The organism is Pseudomonas sp. Tn43 (assembly GCF_014192635.1).
GTDB lineage: Bacteria > Pseudomonadota > Gammaproteobacteria > Pseudomonadales > Pseudomonadaceae > Aquipseudomonas.
The window spans coordinates 268,066-284,795 of sequence record NZ_JACHYG010000004.1 but is presented as its reverse complement, the minus strand read 5'-3'; the positions used below and the strand labels follow the sequence as shown (position 1 = coordinate 284,795).

Here is a 16,730-nt window from a genome sequence, read left to right as displayed (position 1 = left end):
CACCGTTAACTGGCCTGTTTTTTCGCGAGGCACTTTGCATAGCCGTCGGCGAATTGGGTATCGAATGACAGTTCCACCGGTTCCTCCAGTTCAGCCGAGGTATTGAGCAACACTCGGGTGGCCGGGATGTATTTGATCCAGCCGATGGTTCCGGTGCCGTTCGTGTCATAGAGCAACTTGGCCCGCACGGTTTCTCCGTCGTCATCGTCAATCAGCAGGTTGACCTTGTCCTTGCCGACATAGCGGAACGGGAAGTTGCTGCTCCTGACCATCTCGGTGAGGTAGCCGTAGCAACTTCCTGCTTCGGCAGTTGCCGGGATGGCGTAGGCAAGGGGCAACAGTAAAAGAGCATTCAGCGTGGGCCGAATGGAAAAGCGGTTCATCCAATCATCCTTAATCAAGCGGCGGTGATTCCGCGTCAGTGATCGTCAGCAGCCGAAACTCATTGTTCACAAACTCGTAGTAACGATCCCGGTAACGACTTTCCAACCGATTGCCTTGCGCGTCCTCTTCACCATTGAGCGCGAGGCCGGAAATGAAGATCAAGCGGCTATCGGACTGGTAGGCCATATCGAAAGTGCTGCCTTCGTATGCGTTCGGCAGCCCGACGACAACGTCCCCCGTACGCGCATCCAGCACTTCGCCGCAAATGGCGCTGCCGCCACAACCGAGCCTGTACAGGATGTAATGACCGGCGAAATTGACCTTGCCTTTCAGAGCCTGCGCTCGTGCTTGATCCATCATCGCGTTGCTGTTTTCTTGCGGTACCGGTTCATGGTTGGTGCCGGTGAACACTGGGGTGACGGTGTAGTCCTTGAAGTCCGGGTCGGCGGCGAAAGCCATGGACGTGGCAATGGCCAAGAGGCCTCCGAGTAGAACTGAACATCCTTTCACGCTGTAACTCCGTATATGGGGTACATCATTGGGCTGCTTTCTCAAAAACAATACTGCGCACCGCTGTTTTGATTTGTTCAAACCCTTCGGCGCTGATAGCCAAAGGAGGACTGGAAAGGTGAAAAGGGGACGGTGAAAAGGGTGATTTATTTATCGACAGCTAAACCTACCTCATAAACCTTATAAATAAATCAGTCTCCTTTTCGCCTCAGAAGACCTGAAGTCCATCAGCGCCATCGCTGCCGACCTGGCTGACGACATCGACGGCACCCGCCGCTCAGTCGCCCTGGCGCTCAGCAGAATGGCGGATGGGGTGCAGTTGATGGTGGAGCGAGCGCTGGATCATATTGATTCGCCGAATCCGGCGGAGTATCGGGCGAAGGTATAGCAACTTCGCGAATAGAGAACGGGGGCTTCGCGCCCCCCTTCTTGCTGAACCAAAATCGCACCGAGCCTCAATACGATCGACCAGTTGAACGCCCCCTTCTTCAACGTTTATATCTGCACAGCGAAATTCACAGACAGTGGCTAGCCTTTATGGCTGAGCCTTGCGAAACCAAGCGCTTCACGCTGTCGCTACCCCGCGGGCTACCTTTGTCAGCTGACAACTGATAACAGGCCAACGCCCGGGACATATCCTTCGTTCCCAACTCGCCACTCTCAAAAGAAGAAGCCAGATAGTTAATCGCCTCTGTGGATCCCATGGAAACCGCGCGAATAACTTCCCTTTCTGCTTGCTCGGGGTGCAGGCAAGGGCCGTTATAGTCGGTGGAATTACCGTTACAAAAATAAGTGGCATAACCCAACGCGCCGCTCGGTGTCGTCGATGCCGCTTTAAGCAGAGCCTCAAGCTTGCTGGTTTCCAACTGAGGTGCCATCTGCGAAAGACTCAAGCTTGCCGCCGACAGACTCGCCTGTGGATCACCCGACTCTGCAGCACATACATAATTTTCCAGGGACGCTTCATGCAATTCTTTAGTCAGCCGGTATTGTTCAAGCGCGCCTAAACCACCCAAACCCTCCGCACGTTGATAGCAGAAATTCTCGGCACGGCTCATTCCGGGTTTACTGGATGCAACAAGCTCCTTCTCGCTTATCGACCAATCCTCAATCCCCACCAACGACCAGCACGACTTTTTAGAAAAGTTAAAAATCTTGATATTGCTGTTACCGGCCCGTTTATCCACAACGCTCATGTGAGTGTCGTCGACCGTTTCGATCTCAACCCCTTCAGTCTTGCCTTCCATCGCAGCCATCAACGGAAACGCCAAACTCGAGCCTGTCTCAGCAGTAATTTGCGGTTCAAAGCGACCAGGGTCCGAAGTCCGCTTCAACACCAGTATTTTTACCGCCAGCGCGGTTAGTCGTTTCTGGGACTCAGTACTGGCAGAGAATGCCGGCAGAAACTGAGCAAAGTTCTGGGATGGACACGAGACACCTGATCCACGCCCAACAGCGGAGCCACTCACGATGTCGGGCGCAATATTGTCCAGAAAGACTGAGCGCTCGCGGCTCATTCTTGCTATGCAATTGTTCACCGTCACCACATAGGCGGACGTGCCAGGCTTAATCTCAAACGCTTCGAGCGGACAATTCGCATCGCGCAATTTTATCCACACACGCTGTGCTTCTTTGACCTTCGCCGTATACGCCGTCCCTGTGTCGGGTTCGGCTCGATACTGCGTTTCGAGTCGAGCCATCAGCTGGTGGTAACTCGTATTCAACTGTGAATCAGCAGCAACCTTCGATACGTCAGAGCACTTATCAACTTGTTGGCTTGTGATGTTCCCGGTGCACTCATCCTGAGCAAGTGCGAGTGAAACCGGTAGAACGGCCTGGCATGTCAATGTACAAAGAGCCCCTAAAAAAAAGTGTTTCACTGTCTTCTATCCTTGATCTATTCAGATGAAATCCAAGCAACCTAATCTGGAAAAATTTGTTACATACACCTCAGCGGCTTACTCGGATTGCCCTTCATAGCGCTGTGCCTGAGGATTGAAACGCCACAGATGCGGACGGGTCATCGCTTTGTCGCCCTTGTATCGAATCTGGCCGCTGGAGTTTCTGATGTAGGAGTAGATCTCGATCTCCTTGAAATTGCCGCCGTCCTTGCGAGCGCCATCCAACACCTTGACACCCGCAAAGTAATCACCACCCGCATGCTTCAGGTAGCCGCGGCACTGAATCAGAAAGGCGAATGTGCTGTCCATGGACGAACCGATACCCACACGGGAGTTGAAGATAAAATCTTCTACGCCATCGCCATTGAGGTCGCCGCGGTACACGACGTGACCTGGATCAAAGGAAAACTCTTTCCCGTCGGAGCTCGAAAGTATGTCTTCGGGACTTTCGCCGCTATCCGACCATTGTGAAAGGAAAGTATTTGGAGTCGTTCCTAGGATCGCAAAGACCCGACGCCATGGCTGTCATTGGCAGCCATGCCATACCTAATAACAGTAGTATTCTCACTGCATGCCCTTTGAATCAGCTATTAACCAGATGAAGTTGCCGCTTTCACTAGCTCTGGGATAAATCAATTTTTATATTTTTCAGGAGCTAGAGCCAGTTGACGCGTTCGCTCACCCGTCGCGCGAATCAGACATTGTTCTGTTGAGTCTCCAGAAACTGATCTATCTGATTTAGGATCCGGTTTGCATTCCGCATCTCGGAATTTTATCCAGACCCGTTGTGCCTCTCTCAATCCTTTTTGCTTAGCCTCGTCAAGACGAGCCATTCGGTCCCGATATGCAGCATTGAGCCGAGCATCTGCATCAACAAGTTCTACATCAAGTAAATCGTGCGAATAAGCCTGCAATTCCACATCAGCTAAAGCCTGCTCGGCTTCATCATTCCAGTTGTAGAAACCGTTTTCTTCAATTCGAAGTAGAGCGGATCGCCCATGATGATTCGTAGGATCGCTTTCGTTTACCTCCGAACGATAGACAATTTCGAGGTATATGGGGTCAGTAGACAGCTGGGGATCATTCAACAGAGTCTGCTGGATGATATTTCTTGGCTGCTGATCTTCAGTTATACCTACCGAAAAACAAGGATCTGGCCCCGGACGATCCGGTGACTTGATCCGCTTATGGCAGTCGCTACGGCTCGCCATTGGCACCGAAACTTCGCCTCCACCGACATCCGCAACCCTTACTAGCAATCGAACTTCAGGATCACGAGTAAAATCGGCCTGGAGTACAGTTGCGACCATAGTCCCCTCAGCCTTGACAACGATTGAAAACATAGCAACAGGCAAAATCCAGACCGATCTGAAAAGACGCAACATTTACCCCCCCGACTTTAGTTATGTCTCAAGCCAAAACCACCAACAAAAAAACTTGCACCCTACCAACAACTCTAAACAATCACTTCCATTCACACCCACCATCTACAGAGACTTCGACTGTTGGATCAAAGCTAAAGGAATACTCCTTTCCACTCTTTTTTTTGTAGACCATCGAAACTATATTTCCGCCTTGGCTAACCATCTCATACTCACCTGTTATCTGCCCATCTAAAACCTCTGACCATGTACGCGTTAACTGAGTCGGCGCTTGCGGGTCCAATTCTTCGTGCTCGACACGCTTTAATACCAACGATATTGGCTGTTTTGATTTCTTATACTTAACAAAGCCACCAAACCAATTAGCAGACGAGTCAGAATAAGTCCGCAACTCATACTTTATCTGGCCACCAGGTGAAGATTCAAAACAAAGAGATTCTGACTCAACCTCACAATACGCAGAAATCGGAAATACACATAAAATTAATGAAAGCAGCTTTTTCATCTCAATTCCTCATGGCTTCTGATGGACTAATGACACATTAATAGTGTGCGTCCCCAAGTAAAATTTCTTCTTCACGAGCGGGGGCTTTGGTGGCGGTTGCGGAATCATAACAGGATGACCATTTTGATCTAGAACTGGCTCCTTCTGACTATTCCTACGCCACTCGAATGTCAAACTCTGCGCATCACCTTTTCTTGGATAATCCAAAAGAATATTTTTGAGATAGATAACCGACTGCAATCGCGCATCTAATCCGTTCAAATTTTGAATTGCCACATTACCATTAACATCTCTACTTGCTGCGATCGCGTTGTTTTGCTCCACCCCAGCATCCAAATGACTAAGCATATTTTTCTTTTGAATTATATAGAAGCATGCACTGTCAGCACAGTTTTTATAGTTATGATCACCCGAAACGTTGCGCGCTATAAGCACATCAGGATCCCAACCTAGCTCGTGAAATTTTTGAGGAGTACTCGGAGTACTAAGCTTTCTGAAGTTACCATAAAGCTTATAGTTTGCAAGCCATGTAAGTTGAATCAGCCCCCTCCCGTAGTACGGACTATAACTTTGGTTTTCACCACCGAGCTCTTTCACCAATCGTAGATTGGCTGTCTCTGGAATAACATGAGCTAGAAAATGGAGTACCCGCAACTTATTCGCGGCAATTCCATACCGCCTCGTCGCCAAGTTAAACGAATCCGACCAATCCTTAATGATTTTATATGCAGCAGCCCAGCTGAGATTCGTCACGTTGAATGTCGCATGGTGTAAGTGGGATAAGCGGCGCGGCATACATTGAGTCATTTCCTCTGCTTTCATCCAGCCACATTTCCTAAATGCAGAGATAAATTCTTTAGGAGGAAAATGCCAATGCTTATTTTCTATTCCTTCAATTTTAGCTTCCTCCCAAAAACCCAATGCTTGTTGATGTTTCCTCAGTTTTTCATAAGCATCTTGTGGCATCGGTCCGTTTTCTGCCACTTTGAGCAACCAGTCGTAGCGGTTATCGAAATCATTTTTGCACCATTCACTTGGAAATTTACATATAAGGCGCTTAATTCGACTTTGCATTTCAGGCAACTCTAACCTAGCCTTGCTTAAACTACGCTCAGCCACATAGCGCTCTGACAACTGAAGCTTTTGATCTTGAGTAAGAGAATTATATCCTGGAGAAGTCGCCACCCCCACCGCATCGGTATTGTCCGAGACAACCTTATTAATATCCAAAGACAATAACGCTCGAACAAACGGAGATTGACAATGGCTATCCATATCTTTGTCATCATCAACCAAATGCCATCCTTGCCAATGAGGAAAGTCTGCATCGCTAAACTTGGTGATCGATGGATGATTTAGGTTAACCCACCCAACTTTTTCTTCCTCTCCGAATTTTCCGGGAATCTTTATTTGACGCCAGTGGGCTGCATCGACAGGCTGAAGGCGGTCCTCACCAAGGACTCGACCAAATCTCAACAATTCAAAGCCGGCACTAGGAGACTGCGGATATGTATCACTAGCGGCTTTATAAAGCCGGTACTCATACTCAGCCTTTTCAGTGAACGCTCCCAGTTCGAATCCAGAATGGGTAAATGTTTTAAGCTTACATTCACCGCCAGAATAGCTCATTTGAACAAATAAACCGTTCTGTAATTCCGAAGCCAATGCCCACTCATATCCATGGACTAAATTGGAGTCACCGGATAAGGATGTCGTCGCACCAGCCTCTTCAATTTTCGCGGGTCCTGCCGGCATAGCGGGGCACCGATAAACAACCTGAAAGTTGTTCTGTGTGGCCAGCAAATTCTGAGGCGGCTTTTCGTATATGAGAACTTCAGTTGGGATAAAAAAATGCGTATCACCCCAAAAGCTGTCTTTTCTCCCTTCATCTGTCTGAAATACCAAATCCCTTTCTTTGCGTCCGACAATATTTTCTATTTGACTGTCATCTGCAACTATCTCGAAATGGATTCGATTTTTTTCGCCATATACACTCCCTGCTTCGCCTACAGAATCCATGCGATAGACAGGATCACCTACTTTAGGATTGACCAAATCAATTTTTGAAAGATGCATATAGATTGAATAGAAGACGATTTTTGCTTTGGCTCCTTCTCCGATTTCAGTTTCATGGCGAATCACAACACATCCATCGTCTGTCCACTTATTACGATAACGTAATGCATGATCCTGAGGGGTAGTGCTCTCGAGGGTGGGTTTACGGAAATATGCCAACTTTCCATCTGAAATCGCGCGCACAGGCAATGCACTTCCTCCCTCTTGGGGAGCAGTCAAGTGGATGCCGCCATGCCAATTCAGGTCAAAGCTCAGTGGATAACCACCATCACCAGGAACACCACCCACCATGGCGCGCGCCAGGAAGGCATCGTCGGTCTCTCCCGCAACTGGAGCTGGAATAAAGGGAGGGCTAATGATCATTCAAAAAATTCCTTGTTCATATTGACGCTTGTCCGTCCGCTCAAAGCGAGAAAGGGTAATCAACTGTCGGTTTAACCTTCTCAGGCACCGCATTCCCCAACGCCTGATCCATCAAACTCCCCGCCTTATCCTTATCCGCCGCCCCCGGCAGCACCGGCGGCTTAATCCCAATCCCGGTCCCACTCCCCGCCGAACCACCCGCATTAATCTTCACCACCGGCCCAACAACAGTCACCCCACCGGCATCGAGCTTGATAAAACTCCCACCGGCCTTAACCGTGAGCTCCATCCCGGCTTCGATAACAATCTTGTCCCCAGCCTTCAGGTGAATCTCTTTCCCCGCACTGGTCAGCTGCGCAGTCCCCAGCTTGATGTGCTGGTTCTGCCCAACCGTCAGGTGATCATCCACCCGCACTTCACTCTTGCGATCCGCAATCGTGGTGCGATGCTCCTCAGCCTTCAGCTCGGTGTAGGTGTTCTTCTCCACGGTGTCGTGGCGTTCATTCCCCACCCGAATCTTCTGGTCGTGCTCAATGTTTTCATCCCAATCCCGCTGGGCATGGATGAAGATCTGCTCCGCCCCTTTCTTGTCTTCAATCCGCAGCTCATTAAACCCGCCGCCCCCCGGTGAGCTGAGGGTTTTGAATACGGTGCGGGTTTTGTTCGCCGGCAGGTCGTAGGGAACCTGGTTTTCCTTGTGGTACAGGCAACCGGTCACCAACGGTTGATCAGGATCCCCTTCGAGGAAGGTGACTAGCACTTCCATGCCGATGCGCGGGATGGCGATGGCGCCGTAGCGGTCGCCGGCCCAACTGGAGGAGACGCGCATCCAGCAGCTGGTTTTGTCGTCGGCGAGGCCTTCGCGGTCCCAGTGGAATTGCACTTTGATACGGCCGTATGGGTCGCAGTGGATTTCTTCGCCTTTGGGGCCGGTGACCATGGCGGTCTGGCTGCCGAGAACGCGGGGTTTCGGGTGTTGTAGCGCGGGGCGGTAGAAGACGTTCCACGGGGTGGCGAGGAATCGGTTGCGGTAGCCCTGGTGGAAGTCGTCTTTGTTGTTGGTGGTGTCGCTGGTCACGGACTCTTCGAGCACTTGCGGCTGTTTGCCTTCGTGGACGATTTCGGTGAGCAGCCAGAGGTCGTTCCACTCGGTGCGCGGGTGGTCGGAGATTTCCAGGAAGTGGCCGCTGACGAGGGTGGTCTGGTCGCCATGGCCTTCGGCTTGCTGGTAGTCGGCGCGGTGGCGCTCGAGGGCGCGTTGGCTGAGGAATTTGCCACGGGCGCGGTCGAGGAAGCGGCCGGGGTAGTCGTAGTCTTCCAGGTCCGGTTCGGTGCTTTCGCCGTCGGGTTTGCCGTCGGGTTTATAGCTGGCTTCAAGTCGCAGGTTGGGCTTTTCGAAGTCGTAGTCGCGGCGGGTGACACGGCCGGTGCGGGTTTCCAGGCGCAGTTTGAAGCCTTTGATCACCGGTTCGTCGGCGACCATGCCGCTGCCTTGGACATAAGCCGTTGGCTGGCCGAGTTTGGGGAACACGGTCTGGTCGTCGCCGAACACCAGCAGGTGGGCTTTTTCGCTGTGCTGGAAGTGGTAGTGAATGCCTTCTTCTTCACACAGGCGCTGGACGAAGTGCAGATCGGTTTCGTCGTATTGCACGCAGTAGTCGCGGTCCGGGCACGGCTGGCTCAACTGAAATTTGTAGGCGTTGCCCTTGATGCCGTGTTCTTCGAGGATCAGCGCGATGATTTTCGGCGCCGACATCTGCTGGTAGATGCGCTGGTTGGTGCGGTGATGCAGGTATTGCAGGTGCGGCACCAGGGAGACTTTGTAGCGGGTCAGGCGCCTGCCGGCATCGCCTTGGGCAACGCGGTAGATCTGGCCGTGGATGCCACTGCCTTTCGGGTCGAATGCGAGGAACGCCTGCTTGTGCAGGAGCTTTTCCAGGTCCAGGTCAGGGTTTTCGCTGACCAGTTCCAGGTCGAAGCGATACGGCTGGCTGATGCCTTCGGTGCCGGTGAACGACAGCACTTGCAGGTCGCCCACATAGTCTTCAACGGTCAGGCTGAAGTGCGTTTCGTTAGCTGGGTTGAACATGGCTTGCTCCCTGTTCGGTAGTCATCCGTTACGCCCGCAGTCGCAGGCGTTGCAGCAAAGACGAAGTGACGCCCAGGGCGTCACGCAATTGGGCGGCGGTGATGGTGCGCTTGGCCGCATCGAAAGCCAGCGCCGTTCGCAGGGCTGGCCAGCAGTGTTTCGGCAGGTTTCGGGGTGCGTGCAGCTCGCGTTCGAGGTGCCCGTCGCGGGCCTCGGTCGAGGGCAAGCGGCGGAACGGGTGTTTGCCGCCCGCCAATTCGTAGATCACGCAGGCCACGCCGTACACGTCTGCGCTGGCCGACAACGGTTGGCCCTCAAGCAGTTCAGGGGCAGCGTAGCCAGGGGTCCAGGCGTTGAAGCGGTTGCGGCTCAGGTGCGGCAAGCCGGGCAAGATGCCCTCTTGCGCTTGGCCAAGGCCGAAGTCGAACAGGCGAACGCCGTCTTCGCTGAGCATCACGTTGCTTGGTTTCATGTCGCCGTGCAGCACGCCGCGCGCATGGGCGTAGGCCAGCGCGTCGAGCAGCGGTAGCGCGATGTCACGCAGTTCTTTCCACGGCAGGCCCAGGGGCCGCTCGCAGAGTAATTTGTCCAGGGTTAGCCCACGCATGAGTTCCATGGTGATGAAGGCGCGCTGGCAGTCGGTGTCCACTTCAAAGGTGTGCGGTCGCAGCACGTTGTTGTGGCGCAGTCGTCGGGTCAGGGCGAACTCGCTGTAGAGCAAGGCACTGGCGTCCGGCGATTCGGCAAATTCTTCGCTGAGTATTTTCAGCGCGATGTAAGGATCGGGATCGCCGAACTGTTCGCTCAGCAAGTCCCGTGCGCGGTAAACCGCACCCATGCCACCGGCACCGAGCAGGCGCTCGATACGGTAACGCCCCGCCAGCACGTCCGGCAGTTCGCCGATACTGGCCCGGGTGGGCGCCAGCACAGGATCGGCCTGATGCGGCTTTCCGTTTAGAGGCGTGGCGAAGGCGAAGTAAGTCAGGTTATTGGCTTCTTCTTCGGTCACCAGCAGGTCGTCGATCGGTGGCATGAGTTCAGTCATTGGCGGATCACCACGGCGGTCAGGTTGTCCCGGGCCGAGCCACGCAGAGCGCCGTCGAACAGACGCTCCAGCGCAACGTGCGGCGCGGTCAGGCTGAGCGCGTTGCCCAGGGCATCGCTGCTCAGTCCTTGGTACAAACCGTCGCTGCACAACAGAAACGCATCGCCGGGATAGACCTCGAGCTCCAACACATCCAGGGTCAGTTGCTCGGCAGCGCCGACCGCACGGGTCAAGGCATGGGCGGCAGGATGAGCCTGGGCTTGCTCGACGCTCATGTTCTGCTCGTCGATCAATTGCTGTTGCAGCGAATGGTCCTTGGACAGCTGATACAAACGCTGGCCACGCCACAAGTAGCAGCGGCTGTCGCCGGCCCAGATGCAGGCCGCGCGATTGCCTTCCACCAGCAGCGCCACCACGGTGCTGCCCATGATGCTGTCGTGGCGCCCGGCGGTGACGGTCAATTCCTGACCCAAGCGGCGGTTGAGCCAGTGCAGGCACTGGCGAATCCCTTTGAGGCGTTCGTCGAAGTCGTCCTTCACAGGCAACTCCGCTAGGCTGGCGACGATCAACTGGCTGGCGATGTCGCCGCCCTGATGACCGCCCATACCGTCCGCGACCACCCACAGCCCCTGCTGTGGACAGTCGAGGAAAGCATCTTCGTTGCGCGCCCGAACCTTGCCCGGATCGGTACGCGCAGCGCTGCGCCAGGGGCTGGCAACCAGCATCAGAGCTGCACCGGCATACGGAAAGTACGCAGCACGCCCATGTCGAACGGGTTCGGCGTGCGCTGGCTCGACAGCAAGTAGTTGGCGCGCAGGCCGCCCACATCAGCTTTCAGCACCAGCACGTCGCGACCGGTCAGGTACTCGGTCTGCATCAGGTCGAACAGACGGAACAGCGACCATGGGCCGGTGTTCTTCTCGATGCCGATCGGGCGGCCAACCATTTTGTCCAGGACCAGACTGGTGCGACCGTCTTCAGCGTCGGTCGGCCATTTGAAGGACACCGGCACGATCGGGCCGTGACGGTATTCAATGGTCTTGTCGCCAAACTTGAACTCGGAACGGCTGACGGCCGGGTCGAGGGTGTACGGCTCCAGTTTGAACTGCACTTGCGGCTCGGCCGGGTTGATCGAGAAGAAGCTCTGGCGGATCACTTGGGCCGCGGCCATCTGGTCGAGGTAGACCTTGGAGATCGGCATGCTATGACCGTCAATGCTGCGCAGGCGGTAGTTGCCTGGATCGCCACTCACGAACGGACGCATGTAGTTGTCGAAGAAGCGATCGGCAATGCCTTGGGCCTTGAAGAACTCGCGGAAGTCGCTGATCGCAACGTCGCTGGTGCTGTGGGCGCTGAACGGGTAACGCTTGTTGATTGCCTTGCCGTAAAAGCTGTACAGCTCGCTCTGATAACGCTGGTTCAGGTACTGGTAGGAATCGTTGAGCACCAGACGCCAGGTGTCTTCGGCCAGCACGTTGAACCACACGCTCACAGGGCGTGGCAGACGGTTCGAGGCATTGCGCAAGTTGCTCAGCGCATCACGCTGGCCGCTCATGCGGGTCTTGGCCATTTCGAACGCAGCCTGCTCCGGCGCGCTGGCACGGGCCAGGCTCGACAGTTGCAGTTGCAGGTCGTTGAGTGCTGTCAGTGCCGGGGTCAAATCAGCGGCCGGGCCGTTGTTGTCATCCAGCAATCGGTGCAGCGGTTCGAAGCGCCGTTGCAGGGATTTTTTTGCGGTGTCTGGCAAGGTCTTCGCGATGTCCGACGCTTTGTCCGCGGCGGCCGCAGCCAGTTTGCCCAACTTGCCGCCCTTCTCGTCCAGTTTGTCAGCCGCCTCGGCAGCTTCATCGGCGCTGTCTGCAATGACCTGGAAACGGGTGTTCTCGCGCACTTCCACCAGCAGTTGCAGCACCGGCGAGTTGGCCGACGTCAGGCCCGCCAGTTGCTCGGCGCCTTCACCGGCGTCGTTGATCGGTGGCAAGGCCACCTGGCCGACCGCTTCGCTCCAGAAGTTGGCGTAGTCGCGAAAGTACAGCTGCTCCAGTTCGACCATCAGGCGACGCAAGTCCATGCCGCTGATGCCCGAGCCTTCGCCCAGCACCCAGTTGTCCCGCAGGATGTCGGTAACCAGCGCAGTGCCCTGGACCGAGAAGTACTGCTGATAACCCTGTTGGGTGTAGAACCCCGGGATCACGTAATCGGTGCCGACAAACAACGCACCTTGGGGGCCCAGGTGTTGGCTGAAGCGGTAGTCCGGCAGATTGCGAGCCTGCTCGCGCAGCATCCGGTAAACCACGTTAGCCAGCGACTCGCTGCGCAAAACCTGACGCGCCTGCGCCACCAGTTGATCGTTCAGCGGGTAGATAAACGGCTGCTTGAGCAAGCGCTCGAAGTGGGTGTTCAAGCCGTTCTGCACCGCGGTGTTGCCGGCGTAGCGCAGGGACCAGTCATTCGCGACCCAATCCTTGAGCCACGTAGCATCGCGGCGATCTTTCATGTTCAGCATCAGGTACGCACGCAGGCTGTTGAGCAGGCGTTCGCGGTCCTTCATGTTGGCGCGGATCTGCCCTTCCAGCAGGGTCGCAACCCGTGGCAACAGTTGCGCTTCAAGCTCACGCTCGTAGGCGCTCATGACCACTGGATTGGCGTCTTCGCCTTGGTACAGGCCACCGCGTTCGTGGTACGACACGTCACCTTTGTTCGGAAAGACCTGGGTTGCCGCATAGCGGGTGTCGAGGGTCTTGAGCGCCGCCATGGCGTCATCACGAGCGGTCAGGGCCGAGCGTTGCTGATTCCAGGTTTGCGCCAGTGAGCGCAGGTTTTCCAGACGCTCATAGTTGGCCGAGAAACCGCCCGCCCACAGCATGCCGAACAGCGCCAGCGCCGCCAGTGCGCCCACGTACAGGGCGCGCTGGCCCCAATGGATGCGGCTGCGCTCGCGTTTGTCCAGACCGGCCAGATCGGCCTCCGGGAAAATCACCCGGCTGAGCAAATGGTGAATGAACCGAGAACGGCCGCTGCGCAGGGTCGGCAGCATGCCAGCGTTCATGCCCAGGTTAGCGCCGATGCTGGCGGTGGTCTGGTCCATCTCTTGAGTCAGGTGCGGCGCGCTGATCAGGTAGAAGCCGCGCAACTGGCTGACACGCTGGTAGCGGTTGCCGGTGAACGCCAGGTCGACGAACAGGCACAGGCGTTCGCCGATCTGCCCCAGTTGATGCGGAAAGTCGAGGATGCGGCCACGGCGCTGGGTGTCGCGCTCCTGGTGCATGCGCATGATCACCTGGCTGTTCAGGCGACGCAGCAGCTCTTCGAACTCGGCGCGCAGCACGGCAACATCAGTGCCGCTCTGCTCTTTGCGGAAGCTGGTACCGAGCACCTGATCGCTTTCTTCGCGGGTCAGCTGATCGAAGAATTCGTCGAAACCAAGCAGGCGATCGGCCTTGCTCAACACCAGATAGATCGGCACGTCGACGTGCAGTTTTTGATGCACGTCTTGCAGGCGCGCACGCACCTGGCGGGCCAGGGTCTCGAGGTCTTGCTCGGTATTGCCCAGCAGCATTTCCACCGGAATGGCCACCAGCACCCCGTTCAGCGGGCGGTTACGCCGACGCTTGCGCAGCAGGTCGAGCAAGGTGCTCCAGGCGCTGCCATCGACTTCGGTATCCGGCTGGGTCAGGTAACGGCCGGCGGTGTCGATCAGCACGCCGTGGTCGGCGAAATACCAGTCGCAATGCCGCGTGCCGCGAGTGTCGCGGGTGAGTTTGCGGTCGATCTTGTTGATCGGAAACTCAAGACCCGAGAAATCCAGCAGGCTGGTCTTGCCACTGCCCTGCGGGCCGATCAGCAAGTACCACGGCAAATCACTGCGCCAGCGCTCGCTGCGACCGCGATACAGGCTCGAAGTCTTCAGGGTTTTCAACGCATCCTTGAAGCGTACGCGAAGCTCTTTCTGCTCTTCGTCGATCAGCTCTTCGCGGCGAATACGGTCCTGGCCGTCTTCGGTTTCTTCGATGGCCTTCTTGCGCACACCGGCGCGCCAGCTGACGAAGACCATGGTCAGGCCCCAGACCAGGAACAGCACACTGATGGTCAGCAGGCGGGAGGTCGAACCTTCCCAGAACTTGTAGTCATTGACCGCCAGCAGCGGCCCGACGAACCACACCAGCAGCGCGACGAACAGCACCAACAGCAGGGTCCAGACCCAGGTCTGGCGCAGGAAAGCGCCGACTTTCTTGAAAAACTTTTTCATCACACGTCCCTGTTTACGGCTGCGACTGCGGCTGAACCGCGGCCGGATCTAGCTGCTGATAAGGTTGCAGAACGGTTTCGCGTTGCTCGCCCAACACCCAGGCGAAGCCCGAATACATCACCACCAGGCAAACCACAGTGAACAGCACCACCATCCACGCCGGCACGATGCGCACCAGGCTGCGGCGCTGATCGTTCAAGCCTTCCCAATGCGGCGACAGCTCACGCGGCACGTCGCCGCGCAGCTGACGGATCTGCCGATACAAGGCGTCGCGGATGCCTTCGAGCTCAAGCATGCCGCGGGCTTGCACCCGGTACTTGCCTTCAAAACCGAGGGACAGGCACAGGTACATCAGTTCCAGCATCGGCAGGTGCTTGACCGGGTTTTTCGACAGGCGATCCAGTAGCTGGAAGAACTTCTCGCCACCGAAGGTTTCGTTGTGGAAGCTGCTGAGCAGGCTCATCTGCGACCATTCGCTTTCGTTGCCCCACGGCGTGGTGACGACGGCTTCATCGACCACGGTGCAAAGCACGTAACGTGCGGCCATCACCTGGCTGCTTTCAGCGCCGTTGTGCAGCGCCCGCACTTCAAACAGCTTCAGCCCGGCGGTCAGTCGCTCGTTGAGCGCATACAGGTCTTCGCGGGTGTCGCTGTGCTTGAGTCGCACCACTTCCGACAGCAAGTCGGACGCCGCGGCCACCAGCGAATTGAGGCTGATGTTGAACGCTTCGGCCGGGCGCAAACGCGCGGCATAGATCATCCGTTCTTCCAGCTGTTCGAAACGCGGTGGTGCAGCGAAGTCAGTCAACGGACTCGACGCCGGGCCATGGCCCTGACGGTCGAGCAGGACGGTTTTGTCGTCCTGGTTGTGTTCCATGTCCTTGATCATGTCGGTCAGTTCCTGATGGCCCAGAATTTCAGTTCAAGCTCGGCAAATTCGCCGGACACGTGGAACGCGAAGCCGCCGGAGCGCTCCAGTTGCGCCAGGTCTTCGGAACTGAGTTCGAGGATGAAATAGGTTTTGTTGGAGTGGAACGCGATCTGCCGTGGGGCCACCGGCAACGGTTTGACCTTGATGCCCGGCAGATGCAGGTTGACCAGTTGGCGAATACGCTCCACCGGCCCGACCTTGAGGTGCGCCGGCAAGCGATGGCGCAGTTCTTCGGAGTCGCAGTTGGCACTGGCCGCGAGCACGAACGAGGCCGAGCCCAGCAGTTTGTGGTCGTGCAAGGGCGACACGATGATTCCGTACTGACGCGCCTGCAGCACCAGTTCGATAGCGTGCTGTTCGAGCACCATCGACAGCACCTGACGAATCGCTTCCATCAGTTTGCGGAAACTCGCGCCCTGATCACTGTGCTGATAACGGCTGTCCAGACGCGGGCGTTTGCTCTCGCTGGAAAATGTCGCCAGATCGCCAAGCATAGTCAGCAGCGTGCGGTACAACTCTTCCGGGTGCACCTGTTCCAGGCCGAGGTAATGGCGCAGCAACAGTTCGGTGCGGTTGATCAGTTGCAGCATCATGAAGTCACCGACTTCCGCGCCACCGACCTTGCCGTTGGAGCGAATCCGGTCGGCGATGGTATCGCCCCGGTGGCCGAGCATGCTGATCACTTCCTTGAGGCACGACAGCAGGTAGCTGGACGAATGCGCCTGAAGGTAGGTCGGCACGAAATCCGGATCGAGGCTGATCACGCCGTCGGGCGTGGTATCGAGCACTTCGCAGATTTTCAGCTTCACGTAGGCCTGGTCGCTTTGCTGCTCACCCAGCAACAAACGGAAATCCGGACGGGCGCAACTGACCTGGCTCGCAGAGTCGTCACCGGCATTGGAGTCGGCAACTTCCGCTTCGTACGCGGTATAGCGCGCCAGCACATCGGATTGCTCCGGGCGGCGAGACTCGATGTGGTTACCGGTCACCAGTGGCAGCGCCAGATAAATCGGTGTGTTGCCGGTGTTCGGCGGCACATCCAGGGCCAACGGTTCGGTGTTGCCACCCAGCTCGAACAGGCTGCCGTCCGGCAGAATCCCCGAGGCCTGGCTGATCACCAGTTTGCCCATGTTGAGGAACTGCAAGTCGATTTCCAGGTTGAGGAAGCCCCAGGTGTAACTGCCCAGCAACTGGGTGCGGGTCTTCATCTGGTGGTCGTAGTAACGATCGTTGTGCTGGAAGTGCTGCGGTCGCAGCAGCATGCCTTCCTGCCAAATGACTTTATGGGCATTCAT

13 protein-coding genes and 1 pseudogene are annotated in these 16,730 nt (G+C 56.0%); 1 reads left to right on the top strand and 13 read right to left on the bottom strand.

All coding sequences use genetic code 11. The features are described from left to right. Positions 1–5: 5 nt before the first annotated feature. Together FHW68_RS12960 and FHW68_RS12955 are read right to left on the bottom strand one after the other, a co-directional pair. Positions 6–383, bottom strand: coding sequence for a hypothetical protein (locus FHW68_RS12960; RefSeq protein WP_183680683.1), 378 nt, complete (start codon positions 381–383; stop codon positions 6–8). 10 nt (positions 384–393) lie between these two features. Next, positions 394–843 carry a hypothetical protein gene (locus FHW68_RS12955; RefSeq protein ID WP_183680979.1) on the bottom strand — a complete coding sequence of 150 codons (450 nt, stop codon included), beginning with the start codon at positions 841–843 and terminating at the stop codon, positions 394–396. Positions 844–1,099: 256 nt separating this feature from the next. Here FHW68_RS12955 and FHW68_RS27070 point away from each other — a divergent pair. Next, positions 1,100–1,282 (top strand): annotated as a pseudogene (locus FHW68_RS27070) (DUF6124 family protein); the annotation flags it as partial. A 127-nt stretch (positions 1,283–1,409) separates the two neighbouring features. Here FHW68_RS27070 and FHW68_RS12950 read toward each other — a convergent pair. The 11 genes from FHW68_RS12950 to tssK form a co-directional block, all read right to left on the bottom strand. Continuing rightward, entirely contained in the window at positions 1,410–2,774 is a 1,365-nt protein-coding gene (locus FHW68_RS12950; protein ID WP_183680681.1) for a lysozyme inhibitor LprI family protein, read from the bottom strand. Positions 2,775–2,852: 78 nt separating this feature from the next. Then, positions 2,853–3,179 carry a hypothetical protein gene (locus tag FHW68_RS12945; protein ID WP_260296505.1) on the bottom strand — a complete coding sequence of 109 codons (327 nt, stop codon included), beginning with the start codon at positions 3,177–3,179 and terminating at the stop codon, positions 2,853–2,855. Positions 3,180–3,427: 248 nt separating this feature from the next. Continuing rightward, positions 3,428–4,180, bottom strand: coding sequence for a lysozyme inhibitor LprI family protein (locus FHW68_RS12940; protein ID WP_260296502.1), 753 nt, complete (start codon positions 4,178–4,180; stop codon positions 3,428–3,430). Positions 4,181–4,259: 79 nt separating this feature from the next. Continuing rightward, positions 4,260–4,682, bottom strand: a complete 423-nt coding sequence (locus tag FHW68_RS12935) for a hypothetical protein (RefSeq protein ID WP_183680679.1) — start codon at positions 4,680–4,682, stop codon at positions 4,260–4,262. A gap of 9 nt (positions 4,683–4,691) precedes the next feature. Further along, positions 4,692–7,121 (bottom strand): M23 family metallopeptidase, encoded by a 2,430-nt coding sequence (locus tag FHW68_RS12930; protein ID WP_183680677.1) that lies wholly within the window; start codon positions 7,119–7,121, stop codon positions 4,692–4,694. A gap of 40 nt (positions 7,122–7,161) precedes the next feature. Continuing rightward, the gene (locus FHW68_RS12925; RefSeq protein ID WP_183680675.1) at positions 7,162–9,210 is read right to left on the bottom strand and encodes a type VI secretion system tip protein VgrG; all 2,049 of its coding nucleotides are present in this window, start codon (positions 9,208–9,210) and stop codon (positions 7,162–7,164) included. Positions 9,211–9,238: 28 nt separating this feature from the next. Then, a complete protein-coding gene (locus FHW68_RS12920; RefSeq protein WP_168185109.1) occupies positions 9,239–10,255 on the bottom strand; it encodes a serine/threonine-protein kinase in 1,017 nt (338 codons plus the stop codon). Further along, entirely contained in the window at positions 10,252–10,980 is a 729-nt protein-coding gene (locus FHW68_RS12915) for a PP2C family serine/threonine-protein phosphatase (RefSeq protein WP_095633637.1), read from the bottom strand. Before FHW68_RS12915 ends, FHW68_RS12920 begins: the two co-directional genes overlap by 4 nt. Further along, entirely contained in the window at positions 10,980–14,504 is a 3,525-nt protein-coding gene (gene tssM / locus FHW68_RS12910) for a type VI secretion system membrane subunit TssM (RefSeq protein WP_183680673.1), read from the bottom strand. The genes FHW68_RS12915 and tssM overlap by 1 nt, the downstream gene beginning before the upstream one ends. A 13-nt stretch (positions 14,505–14,517) precedes the next feature. Then, a complete protein-coding gene (icmH, locus tag FHW68_RS12905) occupies positions 14,518–15,393 on the bottom strand; it encodes a type IVB secretion system protein IcmH/DotU (protein ID WP_183680671.1) in 876 nt (291 codons plus the stop codon). Positions 15,394–15,398: 5 nt separating this feature from the next. Continuing rightward, on the bottom strand, positions 15,399–16,730 hold the full coding sequence (gene tssK, locus FHW68_RS12900) for a type VI secretion system baseplate subunit TssK (RefSeq protein WP_095633640.1): 1,332 nt from the start codon (positions 16,728–16,730) through the stop codon (positions 15,399–15,401).

What these genes read in the sequence shown, in the direction of transcription:
- FHW68_RS12930 (WP_183680677.1), bottom strand. Translation starts at nt 7,121, where the DNA reads ATGATCATTAGCCCTCCCTTTATTCCAGCTCCAGTTGCGGGAGAGACC.
- FHW68_RS12960 (WP_183680683.1), bottom strand. Translation starts at nt 383, where the DNA reads ATGAACCGCTTTTCCATTCGGCCCACGCTGAATGCTCTTTTACTGTTG.
- FHW68_RS12920 (WP_168185109.1), bottom strand. Translation starts at nt 10,255, where the DNA reads ATGACTGAACTCATGCCACCGATCGACGACCTGCTGGTGACCGAAGAA.
- FHW68_RS12935 (WP_183680679.1), bottom strand. Translation starts at nt 4,682, where the DNA reads ATGAAAAAGCTGCTTTCATTAATTTTATGTGTATTTCCGATTTCTGCG.
- FHW68_RS12925 (WP_183680675.1), bottom strand. Translation starts at nt 9,210, where the DNA reads ATGTTCAACCCAGCTAACGAAACGCACTTCAGCCTGACCGTTGAAGAC.
- FHW68_RS12955 (WP_183680979.1), bottom strand. Translation starts at nt 843, where the DNA reads ATGGCTTTCGCCGCCGACCCGGACTTCAAGGACTACACCGTCACCCCA.
- tssM (WP_183680673.1), bottom strand. Translation starts at nt 14,504, where the DNA reads ATGAAAAAGTTTTTCAAGAAAGTCGGCGCTTTCCTGCGCCAGACCTGG.
- icmH (WP_183680671.1), bottom strand. Translation starts at nt 15,393, where the DNA reads ATGATCAAGGACATGGAACACAACCAGGACGACAAAACCGTCCTGCTC.
- tssK (WP_095633640.1), bottom strand. Translation starts at nt 16,730, where the DNA reads ATGAATGCCCATAAAGTCATTTGGCAGGAAGGCATGCTGCTGCGACCG.
- FHW68_RS12940 (WP_260296502.1), bottom strand. Translation starts at nt 4,180, where the DNA reads ATGTTGCGTCTTTTCAGATCGGTCTGGATTTTGCCTGTTGCTATGTTT.
- FHW68_RS12915 (WP_095633637.1), bottom strand. Translation starts at nt 10,980, where the DNA reads ATGCTGGTTGCCAGCCCCTGGCGCAGCGCTGCGCGTACCGATCCGGGC.